The 24,296-nt window shown below is 36.5% G+C and carries 21 protein-coding genes; 17 read left to right on the top strand and 4 right to left on the bottom strand.

The features are described 5' to 3' along the window. The first annotated feature begins 512 nt into the window (after positions 1–512). The 3 genes from GI584_RS21490 (at position 513) to GI584_RS21480 (ending at position 4,093) form a co-directional block, all read left to right on the top strand. Entirely contained in the window at positions 513–2,126 is a 1,614-nt protein-coding gene (locus GI584_RS21490) for an extracellular solute-binding protein (protein WP_153792576.1), read from the top strand. Between the two features lie 64 nt (positions 2,127–2,190). Continuing rightward, positions 2,191–3,141 (top strand): ABC transporter permease, encoded by a 951-nt coding sequence (locus GI584_RS21485; protein ID WP_100358849.1) that lies wholly within the window; start codon positions 2,191–2,193, stop codon positions 3,139–3,141. A 37-nt stretch (positions 3,142–3,178) separates the two neighbouring features. Then, positions 3,179–4,093: a carbohydrate ABC transporter permease gene (locus GI584_RS21480; RefSeq protein WP_100358850.1), complete on the top strand. Its 915-nt coding sequence runs from the start codon at positions 3,179–3,181 to the stop codon at positions 4,091–4,093. A 107-nt stretch (positions 4,094–4,200) separates the two neighbouring features. On the opposite strand, the gene GI584_RS21475 is transcribed toward GI584_RS21480, so the two are convergent. Further along, positions 4,201–5,076, bottom strand: coding sequence for a LysR family transcriptional regulator (locus GI584_RS21475; RefSeq protein WP_153792575.1), 876 nt, complete (start codon positions 5,074–5,076; stop codon positions 4,201–4,203). Between the two features lie 145 nt (positions 5,077–5,221). On the opposite strand from GI584_RS21475, the gene GI584_RS21470 reads away from it, so the two are divergent. Together GI584_RS21470 and GI584_RS21465 are read left to right on the top strand one after the other, a co-directional pair. After that, positions 5,222–5,560: a VOC family protein gene (locus GI584_RS21470; RefSeq protein ID WP_100358852.1), complete on the top strand. Its 339-nt coding sequence runs from the start codon at positions 5,222–5,224 to the stop codon at positions 5,558–5,560. A 91-nt stretch (positions 5,561–5,651) separates the two neighbouring features. Next, the gene (locus GI584_RS21465; protein ID WP_325063415.1) at positions 5,652–6,515 is read left to right on the top strand and encodes an NADP-dependent oxidoreductase; all 864 of its coding nucleotides are present in this window, start codon (positions 5,652–5,654) and stop codon (positions 6,513–6,515) included. Positions 6,516–6,522: 7 nt separating this feature from the next. Here GI584_RS21465 and GI584_RS21460 read toward each other — a convergent pair whose 3' ends face one another. Together GI584_RS21460 and GI584_RS21455 are read right to left on the bottom strand one after the other, a co-directional pair. Next, complete coding sequence (locus tag GI584_RS21460) at positions 6,523–7,131, bottom strand: YesL family protein (RefSeq protein WP_153792574.1); 609 nt, start codon at positions 7,129–7,131, stop codon at positions 6,523–6,525. An 819-nt stretch (positions 7,132–7,950) separates the two neighbouring features. Further along, a complete protein-coding gene (locus GI584_RS21455; RefSeq protein ID WP_153792573.1) occupies positions 7,951–9,570 on the bottom strand; it encodes an ABC-F family ATP-binding cassette domain-containing protein in 1,620 nt (539 codons plus the stop codon). Between the two features lie 121 nt (positions 9,571–9,691). On the opposite strand from GI584_RS21455, the gene GI584_RS21450 reads away from it, so the two are divergent. The 9 genes from GI584_RS21450 (at position 9,692) to GI584_RS21410 (ending at position 20,300) form a co-directional block, all read left to right on the top strand. Further along, positions 9,692–10,576, top strand: a complete 885-nt coding sequence (locus tag GI584_RS21450) for an AraC family transcriptional regulator (protein ID WP_153792572.1) — start codon at positions 9,692–9,694, stop codon at positions 10,574–10,576. 112 nt (positions 10,577–10,688) lie between these two features. Beyond that, the gene (gene melA / locus GI584_RS21445; RefSeq protein ID WP_100358857.1) at positions 10,689–11,987 is read left to right on the top strand and encodes an alpha-glucosidase/alpha-galactosidase; all 1,299 of its coding nucleotides are present in this window, start codon (positions 10,689–10,691) and stop codon (positions 11,985–11,987) included. A gap of 267 nt (positions 11,988–12,254) precedes the next feature. Continuing rightward, complete coding sequence (locus GI584_RS21440) at positions 12,255–13,280, top strand: LacI family DNA-binding transcriptional regulator (RefSeq protein WP_153792571.1); 1,026 nt, start codon at positions 12,255–12,257, stop codon at positions 13,278–13,280. Positions 13,281–13,478: 198 nt separating this feature from the next. Then, positions 13,479–14,762 (top strand): ABC transporter substrate-binding protein, encoded by a 1,284-nt coding sequence (locus GI584_RS21435; RefSeq protein ID WP_153792570.1) that lies wholly within the window; start codon positions 13,479–13,481, stop codon positions 14,760–14,762. 62 nt (positions 14,763–14,824) lie between these two features. After that, on the top strand, positions 14,825–15,721 hold the full coding sequence (locus tag GI584_RS21430) for a carbohydrate ABC transporter permease (RefSeq protein WP_100358860.1): 897 nt from the start codon (positions 14,825–14,827) through the stop codon (positions 15,719–15,721). After that, entirely contained in the window at positions 15,721–16,551 is an 831-nt protein-coding gene (locus GI584_RS21425) for a carbohydrate ABC transporter permease (protein ID WP_153792569.1), read from the top strand. Before GI584_RS21430 ends, GI584_RS21425 begins: the two co-directional genes overlap by 1 nt. A 12-nt stretch (positions 16,552–16,563) precedes the next feature. Beyond that, positions 16,564–18,789, top strand: a complete 2,226-nt coding sequence (locus GI584_RS21420) for an alpha-galactosidase (protein WP_153792568.1) — start codon at positions 16,564–16,566, stop codon at positions 18,787–18,789. A 569-nt stretch (positions 18,790–19,358) separates the two neighbouring features. After that, the gene (locus tag GI584_RS21415; RefSeq protein WP_153792567.1) at positions 19,359–19,682 is read left to right on the top strand and encodes an ArsR/SmtB family transcription factor; all 324 of its coding nucleotides are present in this window, start codon (positions 19,359–19,361) and stop codon (positions 19,680–19,682) included. Between the two features lie 90 nt (positions 19,683–19,772). Next, positions 19,773–20,300, top strand: a complete 528-nt coding sequence (locus GI584_RS21410; RefSeq protein ID WP_100358864.1) for an SRPBCC domain-containing protein — start codon at positions 19,773–19,775, stop codon at positions 20,298–20,300. 165 nt (positions 20,301–20,465) lie between these two features. Here the strand turns inward: GI584_RS21410 and GI584_RS21405 are convergent, their stop codons facing one another. Continuing rightward, on the bottom strand, positions 20,466–21,116 hold the full coding sequence (locus GI584_RS21405; RefSeq protein WP_153792566.1) for a YczE/YyaS/YitT family protein: 651 nt from the start codon (positions 21,114–21,116) through the stop codon (positions 20,466–20,468). Between the two features lie 233 nt (positions 21,117–21,349). Here GI584_RS21405 and GI584_RS21400 point away from each other — a divergent pair, with 233 nt between their 5' ends. Genes GI584_RS21400 through ftsW form a run of 3 tightly spaced genes read left to right on the top strand, consistent with a single transcriptional unit; the run spans position 21,350 to position 24,265 of the window. Next, positions 21,350–21,958, top strand: coding sequence for a helix-turn-helix domain-containing protein (locus GI584_RS21400; RefSeq protein WP_100358866.1), 609 nt, complete (start codon positions 21,350–21,352; stop codon positions 21,956–21,958). A 15-nt stretch (positions 21,959–21,973) separates the two neighbouring features. Further along, the gene (rodA, locus tag GI584_RS21395) at positions 21,974–23,137 is read left to right on the top strand and encodes a rod shape-determining protein RodA (protein WP_100358867.1); all 1,164 of its coding nucleotides are present in this window, start codon (positions 21,974–21,976) and stop codon (positions 23,135–23,137) included. A gap of 12 nt (positions 23,138–23,149) precedes the next feature. Beyond that, positions 23,150–24,265: a putative lipid II flippase FtsW gene (gene ftsW, locus GI584_RS21390; RefSeq protein WP_153792565.1), complete on the top strand. Its 1,116-nt coding sequence runs from the start codon at positions 23,150–23,152 to the stop codon at positions 24,263–24,265. The last annotated feature ends 31 nt before the right edge of the window (positions 24,266–24,296 follow it).

The raw sequence follows: 24,296 nt of genomic DNA, 5'->3' as shown, positions 1-24,296 counted from the left end.
ATGTACTAAAAAGCTTTCATCAAAGGCATTATTAACATTATTATAAATTTGTATAAGTGTAAAATCTAACGGAAATCTAAAAATAAGATATGTTTTCACAAAAAAAGTGAATTCACACAAACTGTTAATGGTGGCATACTGTAAATAAGTTCTATTGCAATAGTTCGAAAACATGTACGAACAAGAAACTAGTTTAACTTGTTTATATTTTAACCCCATAATGTAAGCGATAACAAAAATGTTCTTATTACATGAGGGGAGATCGTCTATCTATAATAAAGGTATTTATTAATTATTAAACGCAATATGTTACTCTTTTCAAAAATATTTACGATTGTAAACGCTTTTAAAACTTCATATGATGGTATTAAGGGATAGCGATTTAATACTGATCATAAGGAGGAATGTCTTGAACTACGTTTTTAGCTTCGAGCAGTCAGACTTGATTTAATTAATAGGCGTATCAATTCGATCTTTAATGATGAATAAAATTAATTAAGGGGGAGTTAGGTGTGAAGAACAAAATAATATTATTTATCACCATTTGTTTGATGCTTATATTAGTAGCATGTAGCGATGATGAAACAAGTAATGAGCCAGAAGAAACCGAAGATGGAAAGGTTGTTTTAACAGGACTCATTACAAAGCACCCATTAACCAAAGACCTTGAAGACATGGAATGGTTAGCAGAAGTAGAAGAACGAGCAGGTGTGGAAATTAAATGGGAAGAGGTTACAGCTGACTGGGATCAAAAGAAAGGTGCGATGTTAGCTGGTGGTGATATTCCTGATATAATTGTTGGTCCGAATGCCATCACAGATGCGGATTTTGCCCAATTCCCAGGTTTATTTGAAAACCTTAAACCACTGATAGAAGAGCATGGATCAAACATTCAAGCAATGTTTGATGAGCACCCAGAAACGGAATTACTTTCAACACAAACGGATGGAGAAATTTACGGGTTATCTAAGTACCAACAGTTCTGGCCGGAAACAGCTACTATGCAATTCATTAATAATCAATGGCTAGAGAATCTAGGATTAGATGTGCCGACGAATTGGGATGAATTGTTTGATGTATTAATGGCGTTTAAAGAAGAGGATGCCAATGGTAATGGTGATCCAAATGATGAAATTCCAATGGACTTTGCCCCAGTTGGTGAAGGTGGTTTTGGTTACTTCCATCCAACGGTGTTACTTGGCAGCATGGGCATGACGGTAACTGGTGGTGGCGGTCAAGGATACTTCCTGGAAGATGGTGAAGTGAAGAATTTCTTTGTAGATGAAAGATACAAAACATTTGTATCCTTTTTAAACAAATTATATGAGAACGGTTTAATAAATGATGAAGCATTTACGCAAGACTATTCACAGTATCAGGCTTTAGCACGTGGTGATGGTGATGAAGCCAAAATAGGTTATACATTCGGTTGGGAAAGAACCGACAGGTTCGGTTTAGACGTTTCAGATCAATATGAAACGTTCGATCCGATGAAGGTATCTGCGGATTATGATGGGGAAGTAAGCTGGTCTTATGACTATAATGAATTGAACTTTGGCGTTAACTTTATCCAAATGTCATCAGCGACAAGTAATAAAGAAGCCGCCATGAAGTTTATCAATGAACTATACGACCCTGAAGTTAGTCTACAAGTGTTATTTGGTTCTATCGGCCCCAATATTGAAGAGACTGGGGAAAACTCTTACAAAATCCTTGAACCACAAGATGAAGAAATGGATCCAGGTACATGGAAATGGACTTCTACTTGGGCAGATAACGGACCGATGTTTATTTCGGATGAATTAGACGTGGAGTTACCTGTGGATATGCAGGCAGTAGATGAACAACAAGCTCCATTTAATGCCTTATTCGAATCACTTGATCGTGAAAATGATGTGTTTCCGGGAATGATGCTGAAATATTCAGAAGAGGATCACAATCAAATGACTCTCGTTAATACAGACTTCATGAATATTGCCATTTCCAAATTTGGTGAGTGGATCACCTCAGGTGGTGTTGAAGATGAATGGGATAGCTATTTGCAACAAGTAGAACAGATGGGCTTACCATCAAATATCGAGATTATCCAAGGTTACTATGATGATTACAACGAACAATTAAACTAGAAAACTAGAAGGAGAGATATTAGTCCAACAGCTGATATCTCTCTAAAAAAAGGAGAGTCATATCATGGCCTTGATCCAAGGAACTAATACGGAAACTTTGCCCAAGGCGAAAAAAGCAACCGTTCTTAATACGTTAAGAAGAGATTATCAATTGTGGCTTATGATTCTACCTGCAATCATCTGTGTAATTATATTTAACTATATTCCGATGTATGGTATTCAATTAGCATTTCGGGAATATGATTTCACTGCTGGTTTGACGGGTGGAGAATGGGCAGGACTTAAATATTTTGAACAATTTATTAATAGTCATCTTTTTTGGGATCTGATCCGTAACACGTTACTAATTAGTGTAACGACAATTCTTGTTGGTTTCCCGGCACCAATTGCCCTCGCTCTATTAGTAAACCAAATCAGATGGAAAAGAGGGAAACGAATTTTACAAACAACCGTTTATTTACCTCATTTCATTTCCATCGTTGTATTAGTAGGTTTATTAAATGTAATGTTATCTCCAAATACCGGAGTTCTCGGTTTACTATTAGCAAAGCTAGGTGTGGAAGGGAACTTGTTAGCATCTGTAAATGCATTTGTTCCAATCTATGTATTGTCAGATGTGTGGCAACATGTCGGGTGGAACAGTATTATTTATCTGGCAGCATTAGCCGCTGTTGATCCACAGCTATATGATGCAGCAAAAATTGATGGAGCGAACAAATGGCAAATTATTAAGAATGTGGAGATACCGGCTATTATCCCGACCATCATTATTTTATTAATACTTAATATGGGAACAGTGATTAGTACAGGATTTGAAAAAATATTCCTAATGCAGAACTCTCTCAATTTACCAATATCAGAAGTAATTGAAACGTATGTTTATAAAACTGGTATTGTATCCAATCAATTTAGTTATGCCGCGGCGATTGGTTTATTCAATACATTCATTAATTTTATGATGTTAGTTATTGTTAACACCATTGCGAAGAAAGTGGCCCGGATCAGTCTATGGTAAGTCTAGTAGCTCATATTAATTTGAAGGAGGAAGAGTAATGCCTTCTATCACAATGAATAGAATTAGAAATAAAAAACCGACAGATTTACTATTCGATGTTACAGTGGTGGCGATATGTATATTAATGTTTTTTATTGTGGCCTATCCGATTTATTTTATTATCATAGCATCGATTAGTGACCCTACTTATGTTTCTACTGGAAGAGTTCTTTTTCTTCCAAAGGGATTTAGTTTATTTGGATATGAACAAATCTTTGCAGATTCAAGAGTTTGGATCGGGTATCGTAATACTTTGTTTTACGCTCTTTTTGGGACATTTATTAATTTGCTATTAACGTTACCGGCAGCATATGTATTGTCTCGTCATGAGTTTAAAGCTAGAAGATTTTTAATGTTTTTCTTTATCTTCACGATGTTTTTTAATGGTGGGCTTATCCCTACTTATATGCTAATGAGAGATTTAAGTTTATTAGATACGCCATGGGTGTTTATCTTTAATCCGCTTACGGTGAATGTCTTTAATTTAATTATTACGAGAACATTCTTTGAGAACAACATCCCGCACGAAATGTTTGAAGCAGCAACAATGGATGGCTGTTCGCATTTTAAGTTTTTCTCTACCATTGTTTTACCATTGTCCAAGGCTGTTACCGCAGTAATCGGTCTTTACTACCTGGTATGGCATTGGAATGACTTCTTTACAGGGTTAATTTATATCCGAGATTATAACTTGCAGCCCTTACAGATTGTTTTGAGGGATATCCTGCTATCTAATCAGGTGTTTGCGGAAGGTGCAGGAAGTGGCGGAACTGGTGGAGGTTATGCTCAACGTTATGCCGACCAGGTTAAATATGGTGTCATCATAGTATCCTCCCTGCCTGTGTTAATCCTGTATCCATTTATTCAGAAATACTTTGAAAAAGGTGTATTAATCGGATCAGTTAAAGGATAAAACTATTCTGTTCGCGAGATAAGTGCCTCTCTTCACGAGATAAGTTTAGATTTCTCGCCAACAACACACACTATCTCGCGGACAAATGACATCATATCCTGTACTTTTTAAGATTCGTTAAAGTAATCAACTACATAATCTCGAAATGTACAAGCTGCCTTGGATAGATAACGGTCTTCAAGCCATGCGATTTGATAGGTTCGCTGATATACGGGTTTATCGATATGCACTAGCTGGAATGGTGGATTATTATCTTCAAAGAAGGTTTCCGGTAAAAAGGCAACACCAATACCTGTGCGAAGGAAATGACTGATGGCAGAAAGTTCGTCAACTTCACAAACTATATTCGGCGTAAAACCTGCTTCTTTACAAAAAGAGTCCGTCATTGCTCGAAAAGGATTCCCTTCTTTTATATTAATAAATGAATCATCTGCCAGTTCATGCAGATGGATGCTTTTTCGATTAGCAAATTGGTGTGTAGAAGGAACAGCTAATAATATTTCTTCAGTGAGAAAGGATTTTCCTTTTATTCCCTCCTCTTCTAACGGTGGGAAAGTAATACAAAAATCAATTTCACGATTTCTTAATTGTTTTACCTTTTCTTGAGTTGTGGCTTGGCTGATTTGAAGTTTTACATCAGGATGCTTGGATAGGAAAGAGCCAATAATGTCAGAAAAGCATTTATGAGTGGAAGTGGATAAAAAGACACGCCTTTGTTCCATTCCTGCAAGGTCTTCTATTTCTTTTCGCCCTTCTTCAAGAGCTCCCAGTGCCATTTCGACTTTCTTCAAAAATACTTTCCCAAATGAGTTTAGTTTGATATTCCTTCCCTTACGCTCGAATAAAGGTACACCTAGATCCTCTTCTAACCGGGCAATCGTTTTACTAAGAGCAGGTTGCGCAATGCGAATTTCTTCTGCTGCTTTACTCATATGTTCAAGTTTGGCAACTGTTCGGAAATAATATAACTGCAACATTTCCATTCATATCCCTCCATTATTCATATACTCAAGTATATATATTTATGAATAAATATATATTTTAATTTATCTAATTATGATATTACAATAACTGTAAGGTGACAACAAAAATAACGGTCACTAGAAATTTAGAAATGGAGTGTGATGTATGAAGCTAAACCATATTAACTTAACTGTCACTGATGTTAACGATACTCGAGTGTTTTTAGAAAAATATTTCGATGTACAAACTAGAAGCACTTATAAAGATTCCTTTGCCTTATTAGTAGATGATGATGGACTATTGCTTGCTTTAACGAAGGGTTCTAAAGTCAACTATCCTAATTCCTTTCATATCGGTTTTGAGCAGGAGAGTGAAGAACAGGTAAATGAAATCAATCAACGTATGAAAAATGATGGATTTGATGTAAAGGCTCCTAAAAGGGCACATCGTTGGACATTTTATATGAAAGCTCCAGGTGGCTTTACAGTCGAGGTCTTTAAATGATTATTGTCAAATAAATAAAAACTCACAAAGGATGAGTGTATATGAGAGTAGCAGCGTTTTCTAATTATGGACCTGCAGAGGTTTTAATGTAATGGAAGTTGATGACCCACAAGCAACGAACGATCAAGTACGCGTTCGGGTCAAATCCGCTGGCATTCAACCATTTGATTGTGCTGTGCGAAAGGAAGGCTGGACACCTCCAGGATTGACAGTGGAATTTCCGCAAGTGCTTGGTAACGAGTTTTCAGGAGTGATTGATCAAGTCGGTAAAGATGTCGCAGGATTTGAGGTGGGGGATGAGGTTTTAGGCTGGGAGCTAATGGCCTGTTATGCTGAATATGTGGTAGTCAAAACAGATCAGATCGTGAAAAAACCACAACAAATGACTTGGGAAGAAGCAGGTGTCATAACAGCCTCAGGTCAAACAGCTCACACCGCGTTACAAGAACTTGGTGTTGGTAAGGGAGACACCATATTGATTCACGCTGCAGCAGGCGGAGTTGGTACCTTCGCAGTACAAATAGCTCAAGCATGGGGAGCAACCGTCATCGGCACCGCAAGTGAGTACAATCACGATTACCTGCGATCACTCGGAGTGGTCCCTGTCACTTATGGAGACGGACTTGTTAACAGAGTGCGTTCTCTTGCCCCGAATGGAATAGACGTAGCTCTCGATGCCGCGGGAAGCGAGGCTCTGATCGCTTCGAAAGACATTGTCGAAAACAAAGACCGTATTGGGACCATTGTTGCATTCGACCTAGTAGAGGAATTTGGTGTTCGTCCTATAAGAAGTCAACGTTCAACGGAGCGCCTTTCCGAACTTGTTAACCTTTATATGAAAGGAAAATTAATTATTCATGTTAGAAAATCATTCCCGCTTGACAAAGTGGTCGAGGCGCACCGGGAAGTCGAAACAGGACACGGTTATGGAAAAGTGGTTCTTACAATTGGTTAAGCATGTTTTATTGTTCTGGTATTGCAAAGAAAGAATAAGCCGTCCGCATAATAATATAAGCTAGCAAACTAACACCTAGAACAGGTATAAAACCTGGCATCAAATAGTAGAAGTAAAAGGTTGCCGCAATTAAGACCAGCATGGAAATGGTCTGAAGTGGCTTACCAATAACCAAAATAGCAGAATATTTAATATAACCAAGAACGGAAAAATGATAGTGCACGTAGATTGGAAAAATAAAAACAGAAACAAGCGCAATAATAGCTAACAAAATATATGTCATTACCATTAACGTTGAGTTTAATAGTGAACTGCCTAACTGTCCTATAATTTGAATGTTAAACAACAAAATAGCAGTGGCAATCGTCAGGATGTACCCAAGAATATTGGATTTAATAAATTCCTGTTTGTAATAATGGATGAACTCTCGGAATAATTTGATATCATCCTCTGCTTTAATATCTTGTCTTATGGTGGCGAACAAGGCTGCAGTTGCTGGGAAAATGCCAACCACAAATAACCCTAGTACAGAAAAGATAAACCAGTACAAGTTTAATAGCAGAATTTTAAAAATCCACTCACCGATAGTTATATAAACTGAAATACCTTTATTCATATAGACCCTCCGAAATTATTTATCTATCTATTAAGCATACACAAAAATATAGCATAGGTAAATTTAATATGATAAATATGAAAGAAAAGATATTGATTCTAAAAATAGTATAAAATATATCATCCTCTAGTGTTTTCATAGTTCCTTTTTGAGTTCCAAGAAGAGTACTCAAAGTTACAAGAGGTATCCAACAGAAAATGGAAATAACTGAGCTGGATTTAGCAATAAACTTTCGCAATAAGAAAAAACGGGCATAATCAGCACGATCCTCATTCGCACTGGATGAACACTGCGAACTTGTGAAAATTTATTTAGGTTAGGCTTCCTTCCATTCTGATTTGAGGTGGGTGCTATTCTTCGCTCCGGCAGAATACTGCGCTTTCCGTGGGCTCGGCTTCAGCTAACTTTGCAAAGTGGATCTTCAGCTCTCGCTGTCCCACAGGAGTCTCCGTATTCTGCCTTCGCTTGTTTTAGTGTTCTGGTTATTGAAAGAACAGAACCCATAGATATATATTCTTTGGGTTTCCTGTCACTTTATCAGCACACTATTCTAAGCTGCGGAAAAATGCGACACTCCTGTGGGAACAGCAACGACTGAAGACCCCACAAGAAGCGGTTTTTGCTTCTGAGGAGGCTGAAGTGTTGCCCACGGAAAGGGAGTATTTTTTCGCAGCGACGATCAGAGCACTCATCAAAATTCAGAATGGAAGAAAGCAAATCCAAATAACAGTTACTTCGTAGTTTATGTTTTATGTGCACAATTATATACTTTCTTGACTTGTTAAAAAGGCTACCTCTTTAGAAGAGGTAGCCTTGATATTATGCATACATCGCACTGATTTCTTTTTGTAATTTCTGATCTGCTACATACTCATCATAACTGATTTCTTTATCTACAATTCCTTTTGGTGTAATTTCGATAAGGCGATTGGCGATACTATTAATGAACTGATGGTCATGTGATGTGAACAGAATCGAACCTTTAAACTTAATTAAGCCATTGTTCAATGCAGTGATTGATTCTAGGTCTAAGTGGTTTGTCGGTTCATCCAATACCAGCACATTGGCGTTACTTAACATCATTTTTGATAACATACAACGCACTTTCTCTCCACCGGATAAGACATTCGCTTTTTTCAATGCTTCCTCCCCAGAGAATAACATACGACCAAGGAATCCACGTAAGAACGTTTCGGTTTGATCATCTGGTGAATATTGACGGAGCCACTCCACTAAGGTCATGTTATTGCCATCGAAAAATTCTGAGTTATCTTTCGGGAAGTACGATTGTGAAGTGGTCACGCCCCAAGTATAGCTTCCTTCGTCAGGTTCCATTTCACCCATTAAGATATCAAATAAAACGGTTTTAGCATTTTCGTTTGGTCCGATAAAAGCAGCTTTATCATACGGTTTTAACGTGAAACTCACATTATCTAACACCTTAACGCCATCTATTGTTTTCGAAATACCTTCGACACGTAATAAATCATTTCCGATGTCGCGGCCAGGTTGGAAGGCTACATACGGATAACGACGGGAAGATGGTTTTATGTCATCTAGTGTAATGTTATCGAGCATTTTTTTACGAGAAGTCGCTTGTTTTGATTTCGATGCATTGGCACTAAAACGTGCGATAAAGTTCTGTAACTCTTTCATTTTCTCTTCTTTTTTCTTGTTTTGATCTTTCGCCATTTGTAAGGCTAATTGACTGGATTCATACCAGAAATCATAGTTCCCCACGTATAATTCGATTTTTCCATAGTCGACATCTGCAATATGTGTACATACTTTATTTAAAAAGTGACGGTCGTGAGAAACAACAATAACGGTATTTTCAAAGTTAATCAAGAATTCTTCCAACCATTGAATCGCTTGAATATCCAAGTGGTTAGTCGGCTCATCTAATAATAAAATATCCGGGTTACCGAATAATGCTTGCGCAAGTAATACTTTTACCTTTTCAGAACCTGATAAATCGGCCATTTTTTTCGTATGGAGATTTTCATCAATTCCAAGACCTTTTAAAAGAATAGCTGCGTCTGATTCTGCTTCCCAACCGTTCATCTCGGCAAATTCACCTTCTAATTCCGCAGCACGCATGCCGTCTTCTTCGGTGAATTCCCCTTTGGCATAAATTGTATCCTTTTCCTGCATTACTTCATATAAACGAGTGTGTCCCATGACAACAGTCTTTAGTACTTCGTATTCTTCATAGGCGAAGTGATCCTGCTTTAACACAGCAAGACGTTCACCTTTTCCGAGTGAAACGTGACCAGTCTGTGGTTCGAGTTCACCTGACAATATTTTAAGGAAAGTTGATTTACCAGCACCATTGGCACCGATTAAACCATAGCAATTTCCGGCTGTGAATTTAATATTAACGTCTTCAAATAACTTTTTATCACCAAAACGTAAACTTACATTAGTTGCTTGTAGCATACTCCAAAATTCCTCCATTATCTCATATCATAAAGCAAGCTTAAGCGATTTGGGATAGGAAGTCAATCAAGGAATGACATTCTTAAGAATTTCGGTATGATAGAAGTAAGGAGGAGATCTCATGCGGCCATATTCTAAACACCATTCATACGGTTTTCGGTTAAAAGGAGATTATCAGGAGCGAGTTGCCGGCCTCCATGCCATTGGGAGGGAATCGCGTACAGAGCATACGTATATATGGGATGGATTACAAAGAGGCGAAGAGGGCCGTGTTATATTTCAGTATACATTAGATGGAAGTGGAGCTATTAGAGTTGGAGAGGAAACTTACCATTTGACAAAAGGAGATGCGTTTTTCGTCGAAATTCCCAGTGATCATTGTTACTATTTACCAGAAGAATCGGTTCGCTGGGACTTTATGTATATCACTGTTTATGGAAATGAAGCTTTACATCATTTTCATTTCATAACAGAAAAATATGGACATATCTTTCAATTTCCCAACCATGCAAATCCAATCAAACATATATTACGAACACTAGAGAAATTAGAAACGACCGGTATTAACCATGCCTATGAGGCTTCTGGTTATGCGTATTCCTTTTTAATGGAATTCCTGCAATATCTCGAATATGAACAACGTCAGGAGAAATATTTGCCTATGGCGATTACCAAAGCGGTTTCTTTTATTGAAAAAAATTATGCAGAGGATATTTCATTAAATGATATGGTAGCCGTCTCTGGATTATCCAAATATCATTTTACTCGGCTTTTTTCTGCCTCTGTCAATCAAACACCGATCGAGTATTTAACAAAAGTGCGTATCCAACATGCATTAGACCTATTACAAGATAACGAGAAGACAATCGAAGAAATTGCGAAAGAAGTTGGCTATACATCAAGTAACTATTTTAGTAAAGTGTTTAAAAAGTTGCTGAATGAGACGCCAAGTAACTACCGTCAAAATAAATCTGTCATGCCAGTTGATCGATTATTCATTGATTAACAACCGCAATATTTTACTCTTATCAGAAATATTTACGATTGTTAGCGGTTTAAAATCCCTATATGATGGTAGTATGTATTACAATTTAATGCGAAATATTAGGAGGGTGAATATGTCAAAAATAACGTTTTTAGGTGCGGGGAGTACGGTTTTTGCAAAGAATGTACTAGGGGACTGTATGACAGTAGATGCCTTACAAGATTTCGAATTTGCTTTGTTCGATATTGATCACGGGCGTTTAAACGATTCAGAAATGATGTTAAACAATTTAAAGAAAAGCTTAAGCTCAAACGTGAAAGTAAAAGCTTACCATGATCGTAAAGAAGCATTAAGAGGTGCGAAATATGTGATTAATGCTATTCAGGTTGGGGGCTATGACCCGTGTACGATTACCGATTTTGAAGTTCCGAAGAAATATGGCTTACGACAAACGATTGCGGATACACTAGGAATAGGCGGAATCTTTCGTAACTTAAGAACAATTCCGGTTATGCAGGAATTTGCTCGTGATATGAAAGAGGTTTGCCCTGATGCATGGTTCTTAAATTACACGAATCCAATGGCGGTACTAACCAATGTGATGTTAAAAGAAGGAATCAAAACAGTTGGACTTTGCCACAGTGTTCAGGTTTGTGCCAGTCATTTATTAGACTCCCTAGACATGCCAAAAGACAATATTCAATGGAAGATTGCTGGTATTAACCATATGGCATGGTTGCTTGACATCACTAGAAATGGGGAAGACCTTTATCCGGAAATTAAAAAACGTGCAAAGGAAAAGCAGCAGGAGAAGCATGATGATATGGTGCGTTTTGAATTGATGGATAAGTTCGGTTATTATGTGACAGAGTCATCAGAGCATAATGCAGAATACCATCCATATTTTATTAAGAACAAGTATCCGGAATTAATCGATAACTATAATATTCCTCTTGATGAATATCCACGTCGTTGCGTCAATCAAATTGAGGGCTGGAAAAAAATGCGTGATGACCTTGTCAGCGATCAAAATCTACAACATGAACGTTCGCATGAATATGGATCATATATCATTGAAGCGATGGAAAAGAATCAGCCATTTAAAATAGGTGGTAATGTATTGAACACAGGAGGACTTATTAGTAATTTGCCGGAAAATGCTGTTGTGGAAGTTCCGTGTTTAGTCGATGCTAGTGGGGTAACACCTACCTATGTGGGTGATTTGCCGGAACAATTGGCAGCGCTGAATAGAACCAACATTAATACACAGCTGTTAACAATAGAAGCGGCACTAACGAAGAAAAAAGAAAAAATTTATCAAGCAGCACTGCTCGATCCTCACACTGCAGCAGAACTATCAATTGATGATATTATTGCTTTATGTGATGATTTAATCAAAGAACATGGTGATTGGCTGCCAGAATATCAATAAAAAAGAACACCTTCTTTCTTCTCTCTGCAGAAATAAAGAAGGTGTTCTTTTATTATTTTTGGAAACTCCCCAGATAAATATTTACGTAATAACAGAATTTGTTAGGGATTATTTTACTAAATATATTAATATCCACTTTAATTTCTATATAAATATATTGAAAGCGTTTAAATTATATGTTAATATCACTACAACAAAAGATAAAAATTTACTAAATTATTAATGGATAGCATTGATTGTTTACTAAATGCGGGGACTGATTCTATTATGGCAACTATAAAAGAGATTGCGATCAAATCAAAGGTTTCACCAGCGACGGTATCGCGAGTATTAAATAATGATGATTCACTATCTGTTGCAGAGGAAACACGTCAACGGATATTAAAAGTAGCTAAAAGCTTAAACTACAAAACAATGAGAGTAAGGAAAAAACAAACGGAAAGTCAAAAATCTTCTTACAAATTCGGTATATTTTTATGTCAATCTTTAGCAGAGGAATTAAACGATCCTTACTTCCTATCTATTAGACAGGGTGTAGAAAATCAATGCAAAGACTTAGGAATAGAAACAACTGAGATATACCGTATCCATAGTTTTCAACTTTCTCAAATAAATGAAGAATTAGACGGATTAATTGTAATTGGGAAAATTGATATTGAAATCATCAACAAATTAAAACAGAAAATTAAATGTTTTGTTTATGTAGATTGTTCACCAGATGAGGATCAATTTGATTCTGTCGTTATCGATTTTCAAAAATCTACAAATCTAGCTCTAGACCATGTAATAAAACTAGGCTATGAAAAAGTTGGTTATATCGGAGGGGTACAAGCAGAACATAGACAACAAAAAGAAAAAAGATTATTTGATGACGAACGATATAAAATATTTAATGAAAAAATGAAAATGCTAGGAAAGTATGCGGAAGATCATATATTTATTGGAGAATTTACCATGTCAGAAGGTTATCGACTAATGAAAGAATCAATTGCTAAGGGTAATTTACCGGATGCATATTTTATCGCTAGTGATCCTATGGCGGTGGGCGCCTTGAGGGCGCTTCAAGAAGAAAATATTAAAGTACCAGACGACGTTGCGATTGTAAGTTTTGATGATGTGGAAATGGCGAAGTTTGCAAGTTGTCCATTATCTACTGTTCATGTGCCAACTGAACTGATGGGTAGAACAAGTGTCAAGCTGTTAGTGGATCGCATACAAGGTCGAGATATTCCTTTGAAGGTGATTGTACCTACCAATTTTGTAGTTAGAGAGAGTTGTGGTGCAGAAAAATAAATATATTTTACAACTTTAAGGAGGTGAGATTAACCTTGGAAGATATGTAATGTAGCAGTCCTAGAAAGGTTTTTGGCGGAACGATTCTAGGACTACTGGCACTCTTTTTTGGACAAGAGCACTTTTATTATAAATGAAATTTAGTGCTCCTTACAATGTTTACAGTTCTTAAATATTTTTTTAAAAAGGAGTTTTATAATGAAAACGTTTTTAAAATCACTTATATTTATTTGCTTTATTTCTGTTCTATTAATCGGTTGCTCTACTGATGGATCATCAGATGAGACGAATGGAGAAAGCGGAAAGGATGGCGTAACCCTTTCTTTATACTCTACAGTTACGAATGAAGCAGACCAAATAGCGATGGAATCTGTTATTGAAAAATTTGAGGAAGAGTATCCGGAAATAAATATCGATTATAATTTTCCAGCTGGAGAGTATGAAAGTCAATTGCGTGTAAAAATGGCAGCAAATGATATGCCAGACTTATTTGATACACATGGCTGGTCACAAAATCGTTATGGTGAATACACAATGGATTTAAGTGATATGGACTGGGTAGCAGATTTGGATCCTGCTTTGGAAGAGATATTTACGGATGAAGATGGGAAGGTATATGCTTACCCGATTAATCAGGCAAAAGATGGATTGACATATAACAAAAACGTGCTTGATGAATATGGAATCGAGCCACCGAATACATTTGATGAATTTATGACTGCGCTTGAAACGATTAAAGAAGAAAGTAACGGAGAAGTGATACCACTTTGGTTTGGAGGAAGTGAAGAAGGAGAGTTTGGTCAGTTTTTTGACCAATTTGCTACACCATTATTAATTACACATCCTGATTACGACTATAGCGAAGCATTATTAGATGGGTCGTTTAATTGGGAACCTTATACATTTTTACCTGAAAAGTTATTAGAAATGCAAGAGAAAGAATTAATCAATTTAGATGCTTTAACAGCGCAAGTTCATGAAAAAACACAGTTATTAGCACAGGATAAAATTGCCTTTGTTATGGCAACAACTCCAATTGGTGCTGTTCGTGAATTAAATCCTGATGCAGAATTAGGTGTTATGCCAGTGCCTGCAATTCATGAGGGTGGAGAGCAAAGCTGGATTGGCGGAGAACGTCACACCTATGCTATCTGGAAAGATACAGAGTATCCGGAAGAAGCGAAAACATTTATAGAATTTTTAGCACAGCCGGAAATTGTTCAGGAATTAGCAGAAGGCACATCACTACCAGCAGGGCTTACGAACGCATCTGCAGATATTTATTTCCAACCTTACTATGATGAGTATTCTGATGTAATGGTAGAGCCTTATTTCGACAGAGTATTCTTGCCGAGTGGTATGTGGGAGCCGATGGGTACAGCGGGTCAAGAATTATTATCTGGTTCTTTAACACCTGAAGACGTATCAGAAAAAATGGCTACCGAATATACTCGTCTGTTAGAACAAGAAGGATCAGAATAAAACATAGTGCACAGCGAGTAGGGAGTAATTCCCCTGCTCGCTTAAATAGGAGTTGAATAGCGATGAGTATAAACACAAGAAAAACTGCAAAAATAGAGAAGAATTCATCACTTTGGTGGATGTATTTGCCGGCATTCTTGTTTGTAGCCTTTTTTATTGTGTATCCTTTTCTGAACGGTATTCGGATTTCATTTACAAACTGGAATGGCTTTTCGCAAATGTATGATTTTGTTGGTTTAAAGCAATATACACGTATGTTGACAGACTCTGATACATGGACCATAGTAAGAAACACCTTACTATATGGCATAGGAAGTACAATTTTTCAAAATGTTTTAGGTTTAGCTTATGCATTACTTTTAAATCAAAGTATAAGATTTAAAGCGATAACACGTACGATTGTTTATTTACCCGTGATTATCAGTCCGTTAATCATGGGGTATATTTGGTATTTTTTCTTTGCTTACCAAGGTGGGGCATTAAACGATATCCTTTTGGCATTGGGCAGAGACCCCATTAATGCATTAGGAAATGCGGACTTAAATATTTGGATTATTGTATTTGTTAATACTTTCCAATTCGTCGGAATAGCGATGATCATATATTTAGCTGGTTTACAAAGTGTTTCAAAAGACTTTTATGAAGCGGCTGAAATTGATGGAGCTTCTTCCTTTCAACAGTTTAAAAACATCACATTACCATTATTGATGCCGTCCATAACCATCAATATGGTTATCAACATTATTGGTGGTTTGAAACTATTTGATGTCATTATTTCATTAACAGGTGGTGGCCCTGGTAATGCATCGCAGTCCATGTCTACGTTTATGTATGATTTGTATTTTTCACGACAAGATGCTGGTTATGCAGCAACCCAAGGTGTTTTAATGATGGTGATTATATTGATCTTAAGTTTATCGGCTCTTGTGTACTTCCGACGTAAGGAGGTGGAGGCATAATGAATTATACCTCTAGAAGAAAAAAAACAATGTTATCATTATTAGCATTAGTCATTACCCTTTTGCACCTTATGCCGTTTTATATTCTAATAACAACAGCTTTAAAGGAAAAAGGTGATTTCAGTTCAAAATGGGTTTTTCCTACCGAAATAAATTGGGCTAATTTCAGTGAAGCTTGGGAAAAGGCGAATTTAGGTAATGCTCTGTTGAATACAACGATTATAACATTCTTTGCCGCCATACTATTAATTATCGTAGGTTCTCTTGCAGCATATCCTTTAGCGAGAAGACAAACGAAATTAAATAAATTTATGTATATGTTCTTCATTGCGATTATGGTGGTACCACCATTAGCAGCGTTAGTTCCATTGTATCAATTAGTGGTTAGTATTGGGCTAATGAATACACATGAGGTAGCTATTTTTAACAATGTAGCCGCCTATTTACCATTAACAATATTCTTATATGCAGGTTTTATTCGTTCAACTATTCCAAAATCACTGGAAGAAGCAGCTCGAATTGATGGAGCAAGTACAATAAATATTTTCTTCCGAATCGTGTTTCCATTATTAAAGCCTGTTACGGCTTCTGTTTTGATCATTGCTTGTGTATTTATATGGAATGATTACCAATTTGCGATTTTCTTTTTACAAGATAAATCAGTTCAGACAATGACAGTTGCTCTATCAGGATTCTTTGGAGAGAATACGAACAATTTAAATCTTGTTGCATCTGCAGCTATAATAGCAATGCTACCAATGGTCATTCTATTTTTATTTTTACAAAAATATTTTATTAAAGGATTAGCATCAGGATCAGTAAAAGGATAAAGGAGTATTAACATGCCAATTAATTATAATGAACAAACAAGAGAATTCCATTTACAAACAAATCAATCAAGCTATGTTTTTACAGTTTTAGAAAATGAACATCTCGGACATCTATATTATGGTAAAAAAGTAAAACATAAAGATTCTTTTCAACATTATCTTGAAACAGGATTTCGTTCCAATATTACCTATTTAAAAGATGGGGATATGACTTTTTCATTAGAACAGACAAAACAGGAATACCCTACTTACGGTACAACCGACTTCCGTGAACCAGCATTCCAAGTTCTGCAAGAGAATGGCAGCAGAATTAACGATTTTAAGTATAAAGAACACAAGATTTACAAAGGAAAGCCAAAATTGGATGGCTTGCCTGCCACGTATGCGGAGGATGGTGATTCGGTAGAGACGGTAGAAATTACCTTATATGATGACGAAATCGATGCAGAATTGACCTTGCTTTACTCTGTTTTTGAAGACCAAGATGCGATTATACGGAGTTCCAAGTTTAGAAATCATGGTAAGCAGAAACTTAACATCCTACGAGCGATGAGCGCAAATGTTGATTTCTTTGACTCAAATTATGAAATGATGCAGTTATCAGGAGCGTGGAGTAGAGAACGTCATCTTAAAACGCGAAGATTGGAGGAAGGAATCCAAAATATCTCTAGTACACGTGGCATTAGCAGCAGCCAGCACAACCCGTTTATTGCACTGAAACGACCAGAGGCTACGGAGTTTCAAGGTGATGTCTATGGTTTCAGCCTAGTGTACAGTGGTAACTTTCTTGCTCAAGTAGAAGTCGATTATTTAGATGTTACGCGTGTCAGTCTTGGAATAAATCCATTTGATTTTAATTGGCTGCTGGAAACAGGTGAAAGCTTTCAAACACCGGAAGTAGCGATGACTTATTCTAATGAAGGACTTAATGGCATGAGTCAAAACTTCCATCATCTTTATCAAAAACGTTTAGTGAGAGGTAAATGGCGTGATCAAGTACGCCCTATTTTAACGAACAACTGGGAAGGAACGTATTTTGACTTCGATGAAGAAAAAATCCTCGAGATGGCAAAACAATCGAAAGAGTTAGGTGTTGAATTATTCGTACTGGATGATGGTTGGTTCGGCAAACGTAATGATGATACAACGTCATTAGGAGATTGGTTCGTTAACTATGATAAATTGCCGAATGGAATAACCGGCATAGCAGAAAAGGTTACCGATCTCGGGATGGATTTCGGTTTGTGGTTTGAACCTGAAATGGTGTCAAAAGTAAGTAAGCTATATGAAGAGCATCCAGACTGGATTATCCATGTGCCAAACCGAAACCAGTCACATGGTCGTAATCAGTATGTGCTTGACTTCTCTCGTAAAGAAGTAGTAGATGCACTTTATAATATGATGGCAGAAATCTTACGAGATGCCCCAATTTCTTATGTGAAATGGGATATGAACCGCTATTTAACCGAGATTGGCTCTGAGACATTACCTGTCGATCGCCAGCGTGAAGTAATACACCGTTATATTTTGGGGGTATATGATTTATATGAACGTTTAACATCTGAATTTCCTGAGATTTTATTTGAATCTTGTGCAAGTGGCGGTTGCAGATTTGACCCTGGTATGTTGTATTATGCACCACAAACATGGACAAGTGATGATACCGATGCGATGGAACGTCTCAAAATTCAATATGGTACATCTTTTGTGTATCCGATAAGTTCCATGGGGGCACACGTATCAGCAGTACCTAACCATCAGGTTGGACGTTATACGAGTGTTAAAACCAGAGCGGAAGTAGCTTATTTTGGCGCATTTGGTTACGAGTTAGATGTGACAAGGATGCCCGAAGAAGAAAAACAGGAAATGAAAGAGCAAATTGCATTTTTTAAGAAACATCGGGAAGTATTCCAATTCGGTACATTCCACCGTATCCAAAGCCCATTTGAAAAAGACGGTAATCGAACATCATGGATTTCAGTATCGGAAGATAAGTCGAAGGCAATAGCGGCTGACTATCATGTATTATCCCGTCCGAATCCAGGCTTCAAGCGGTTGTTACTGAAAGGATTAGACCCAGAGGCAAGTTATGAAATCGAAGAGTATGAAGGTGTATATCATGGGGATGAATTAATGGAGATTGGTATACCATTAGATCACGAACGATTCCGTGAACATCATGAACACGAAGTAGCCGGGGACTTCTATTCTCGCCTATTTGTACTCCATAAGAAATAAATAAAAAGGATCTCTGCTTTTCTAGTAGAGATCCTTTTTTATATTAGATAAAAGTTGCGTATTTGTCTAGCTCCGAGCGCCCAGAAACTAGCGACTTTACGAATCGCCCTTACGCCTTTGGGCGAAAGTATAAATTGTCAGCCTAAAAAATAAGTACCAAAATATCGAAGCGCAAAATAAAAATAGTACTTAAAAGACGATTAAAAACCAAAACCAGAAAGCAAACGATCAAATATGGTACTTAAAGGAGGTTTAAGTACCAAAATGAAACCCAATATCTTAAATTTGGAACTAAGAAAGAGGATAAGTACCAAAATTTATAATGAACAAGCTGAATTGAAATTGATGAGATAATCCTTATTATGAATATTGGATTGAAGTAGCATGTATGCCTGAATATACGGGCGTTGGTCTTTGTTCTATTAGATAAAGTTAAGTAATTGCTCAGGCAGAATACTTCGCTTTTTCCCAAAAGGGCATAAAGCACCATCTGCTCAGGCAAGTTTTCGTAATCAAGGGATTTTAAATATTCCTTGACAGGAATATTCCTTTCGTGGTATATTGTGGATATGGAAAAGATATTGAGTGCAATTGCCGAACCAAATAGACTAAACATCATTGAACTATTGCGCGGTGGCCCTTGTACAGTAGGGGAAATCGCTGAACATCTTCGTCTTCGCCAGCCTCAAGTTTCCAAACACCTTCGGGTACTGTGTGAAGCAAAGCTCGTAGAAGTTCATCCAATGGCTAATCGTCGTATTTATAAGTTACACGTCCAGGGATTGAAAGAAATAGACAGTTGGTTCGATTCCTTTAGACATTTGTGGGAAGACAGATTGGATCAATTGGAAGATTGCCTAAAGGAACTGCAACGTAAGGAAAAGGGCGAATAAAAAGCATATCTGAGACAATATGCTTTTAATACCTATGAGGGAGGCTTGTTTATCAAGAAGATAAATGTCTCAAAATAAGGAGGAAAATAAATGTCTGAAAAAAATGCAGCAAATCGTTTGAATTCGTATGTGAATGGGAAGAAACTTGTGTTGGAGAGAATGTTTGATGCACCAAGGGAACTCGTCTTTAAAACGTTCTCAGAATCAGAACATTTAGCAAACTGGTGGGGGCCTACCGGCTGGACAACAGAGAATAAATCATTTGATTTTAAGCCTGGAGGAGTTTGGCATTTTTGTATGACTTGTGAAGATAAAAACCAAAAAGATTTTTATGGTCAAAAATCTTGGGGAAAGGTTACTTACCATGAAATTATTGTGCCGGAGAAAATTGTATATACCGATACATTCTCTGATGAAGAGGGTAATGTTAGTTCGGATGCCCCTAAGCAATTAATTACTATGAACTTTGAAGAGCAGTCTGGGAAGACAAAGCTTATTATACAAAACCAATTTGAATCAGAAGAAGCACTTAAAGCCGTTATAGAAATGGGCTTAGAGGAAGGAATGGCCTCACAATTCAATGAACTTGATGAATATCTTAAACAGTTATCTAATTAATCAGTTCATATGAAGTTTAAATTAAAGAAACGACCAAAATTAAACTTTAAAAAAATCCATTATAAATCTGTAAAGAGAATCCATTTTGGTCGATCTTTTTCCAAAATGGATTCTTTCTATTTGTAGCAAGATGTAGGTTTGAAAGGTGTTTTATCAAATTAAACCTTATTTCAAACTTACAGCAACAGCTGGTGCTTTCTCATAAGCGAGCATTGGTTCAGCTACGTACTTACGGAAAAACTGGATAAGCGGACCGGTAAAAAAGGCGAGTATAACGGTCGCAACACCGACTATCGCTCCAAATGAAAATCCAATAGCAACACATAAAATATCTGTCGTAATCCTCGCAATAGGAAAAGGAATTTTGTTTTTTGAAACTTTTTCAACAACAAAAGCTAATGCATCATATGGTGAAATTCCTAAATTCGGCGTAATATATAAAGCAACACCTAGACTTGCAAAAATAACTGCTACTGCCATCATCACAATTCGAATGGCAAGGATAGACATATCATCAAAGAAGAAGTTATAACCAAAGACTATAAAATCAGAAATAAAGCCGATTCCAACCATATTCACGATAGTTCCGATTCCAATTAAATTTCTATAATAAATAAATACAACACCAAGTAAAAGAGGGTTAAATATCAACTGATAAACACCAAATGATATACCAAGAAAACCGCTTATTCCCAAGTTTAATGTTGAAAAAGGATCTGTCCCTAAAGCGCTAATTCTTAACAGTGCTACAGCGATCCCGATAAATAGGTTGCCAATTAGTACCATATTAAATTTTCTCCATGTCATCGCTTTCATGTTGTGTCCCCTTTTGTTCTCTATTTTTTTAAAAAAAATCAAATATTTCACAGTTTAAAATAGTAGTTGTCCATAGCACATTATATCGAAATTCTTTAGATATAGATAGTTTAAAATGTCAGTTGAAACTGTTTAATTGTTAGGGGAATGAAAGTTATTCAAAAAAGGAGTGTTGACAATTTGTCAACACTCTTATATCTTTAATATAGGTTTTTAAAAGAGGGTGTACAAATATGACAACAAATTATGCTGTACTAATAAAAGAAGCATTAAAGGAAAGCAATAAGAGTATGCGTCAATTGGCAAAAGAAACCGGAATTAACGTTTCCACGATCTCTAGAATTATTAATGGAAAGAGAAACGCCACATTAGATCATCTAAAAGCTATTTCACAAAGTTTACATATTCCTTTATCAGACCTAATAAGTTCTGAAGAAAGTAGCGAGCCAGACCAGCCTGTATCTTTTCATCATGTACGTGCGTTGATCACGGAAATGGATCTGCCTGTAAAAGATTTTTCGGTTGATAGGTTGAAGAAAAGATTACAAGAGTATCAGCAAGAAAGCAGTACAGAAGAAGGAAGAGTGACCATTTTACATCAATTCAAATCAAAAATGGCTACCTTAGGTGGACAAGGTCCGTTTATACAACAGTTAGAGTCTATGTATCAGACATTTAAAGAAAAGAAAGCATCTACAAAAGAGCTTTTATTAATCGGAAGTGCATTATTTTATTTTATTGCATCAATAGATATGATTCCGGATTATTTATTTCCTATAGGTTATTTAGATGATGCATTAGCTGTACAGTACGTCATGCAATCATTATCAATGAAGCATTAAAAAAGGAAGAGACAAATGACAAAGAAACCCACAATCGATTATCTAATGCTCATTATTCTAATTGGTCTATTAATTATTAGTTTGTTAGCTGTTTACAGTGGTACAGGTCAATACACCGATGGCCAATCTTTTTATTTTGCTAGGAGACAGCTTATTTGGTACATCATCAGTATCGTAATCATGATTGCTGTTGCTTACTTTGATTATGACTTACTTGAAAAGTGGTCTGTATATTTATATATTTTGGGGATTTTGTTACTTATTTATGTTCGCTTTTTTGGTATTGAAAGAAACGGTTCTCAAAGATGGATGGATCTAGGGTTTATGGACCTGCAGCCATCTGAATTAATGAAGATTTTTTTAGTTATTTATCTGGCAGCGATTTATAAAAAATATGGTACAGAAAAACTATCCTTTCTCAAAAGTATTCCGCTTGTGCTAAAAACTGTCACTGTGTTGGCAATCCCGTTTATTTTGATTCTAAGACAACCGGATTTAGGTTCTGCCCTTTTAATTGCGGTGGTTGCACTAGGGTTATTATTTATGTCGAATATAGGTAATAAAATGGTTGCCTGTATTATTTCTGTGATCACATCCAGTGCATTATTATTCGTTTATTTATTTTCTCAACACGAAGAGTGGATAACTGGATTTTTCAAGCCACATCAATTAGGTCGAATTTACAGCTGGATTAACCCTGCAGAATATACAATGGATTACGGTTATCAATTAAGACAAGCGATGTTAGGGATTGGGGCAGGACAGTTAACAGGATCAGGATTTAACCAAGGTCATCAAGTTCAAAGTGGACGTGTCCCTGAAGCACATACTGATTTTGTATTTGCAGTGATTGGAGAAGAATTTGGATTCATAGGAGCTAGTATTTTAATCGTTCTCTATTTTTTATTGATCTACCGTATGATAACCATTGCGTTAAAAACGGATGATTTATTCGGTGTTTATATCTGTGTCGGTATCATTACCCTCATTTCCTTTCAAGTCTTCCAAAATATAGCGATGACGATTGGCTTAATGCCTGTAACAGGAATTGCACTACCATTTATTAGTTATGGTGGAAGTGCGTTAATCACCAATATGCTTGCGTTAGGTTTGGTTCAAAGTATTTATGCGCGGTCTAAAGATTATATGTTTTCGTCAGAGAATGAGTTGGCTGCATAAGGGGAGTAAGCAATGATACGTATGAGGAATATAGACTTAACATTATTTGTTGTACTTTTGTTATTCGTAATATTTGGTGTCGTAATGGTTTATAGTGCAAGCTACCCTTATGCATATATCCAGTATGATAACGCAGCACACTATTTTCACAGACAGTTATTTTGGGCTGTTATTAGCAGTTTATTTTTAATAGGTGCTATGATAATGCCCTATCAAGTTTATAAAAAAATAAGTCCTTTATTTGTAATGTTTACTTTGACAGCTTTAGTTCTCGTTTTGATTCCTGGAGTCGGTGTGGAGCGGAATTTTTCAACTAGGTGGATTTCAATCGGTGGATTTTTATTTCAACCAGTCGAATTTGCAAAACTAACAATGCTTATTTACTTTGCTTATTTTTATAGTAGAAAAGAAGCCTATATTGGTCACTTCGGTAAAGGAGTCATTCCGCCACTTATTATCTTGGCAGTTATATTTGGTTTATTGCTGGGACAACCAGATTTAGGATCTGCAACACTTATTTTATTTTCATGCGGTATGATTTTATTTTTTACAAGCATTCGATTTCGTCATCTATTTTTACTAGCAAGTGTAGCGGTAGCAGTATTTATTTTCTTTGCGATGATGTCTCCCTATCGAATAGAACGAATTACATCTTTCATGGATCCCTTTGCAGATGCACAAGGGGCAGGTTATCAGTTAGTTAATTCCTATATCTCGATTCATACTGGGGGGATCATAGGGAATGGGTTAGGAGGAAGTGTTCAGAAGCTCGGTTATTTACCAGAGGCACATACAGACTTTATTATGTCGATTATAACGGAAGAATTAGGTTTGTTTGGTGTAATGATTGTGTTAAGCTTCTATTTCTTTCTTTTTATAAAAGGGGTTCGTATTGCTATGAGCGCACGAGATGAATTTGGTAAGCTGTTAGCAATCGGTATTACCTTCCAAATCATTATACAAGCTTTTATCAATTTAGGTGCGATTTTAGGAATGTTACCAATTACTGGTATTACATTACCGTTTATCAGTTACGGTGGATCATCATTACTGATAACGATGATCTCTGCAGGTATTTTATTAAACATATCCGCTTTTTCTAATAAGTACGTTGAACAAGAGGGATGATACGCTTTGTTAGTTTAGTTTATTTAATCAT

This window comes from Gracilibacillus salitolerans (assembly GCF_009650095.1).
GTDB lineage: Bacteria > Bacillota > Bacilli > Bacillales > Amphibacillaceae > Gracilibacillus > Gracilibacillus salitolerans.
This window is presented reverse-complemented; position numbering and strand designations above follow the sequence as displayed.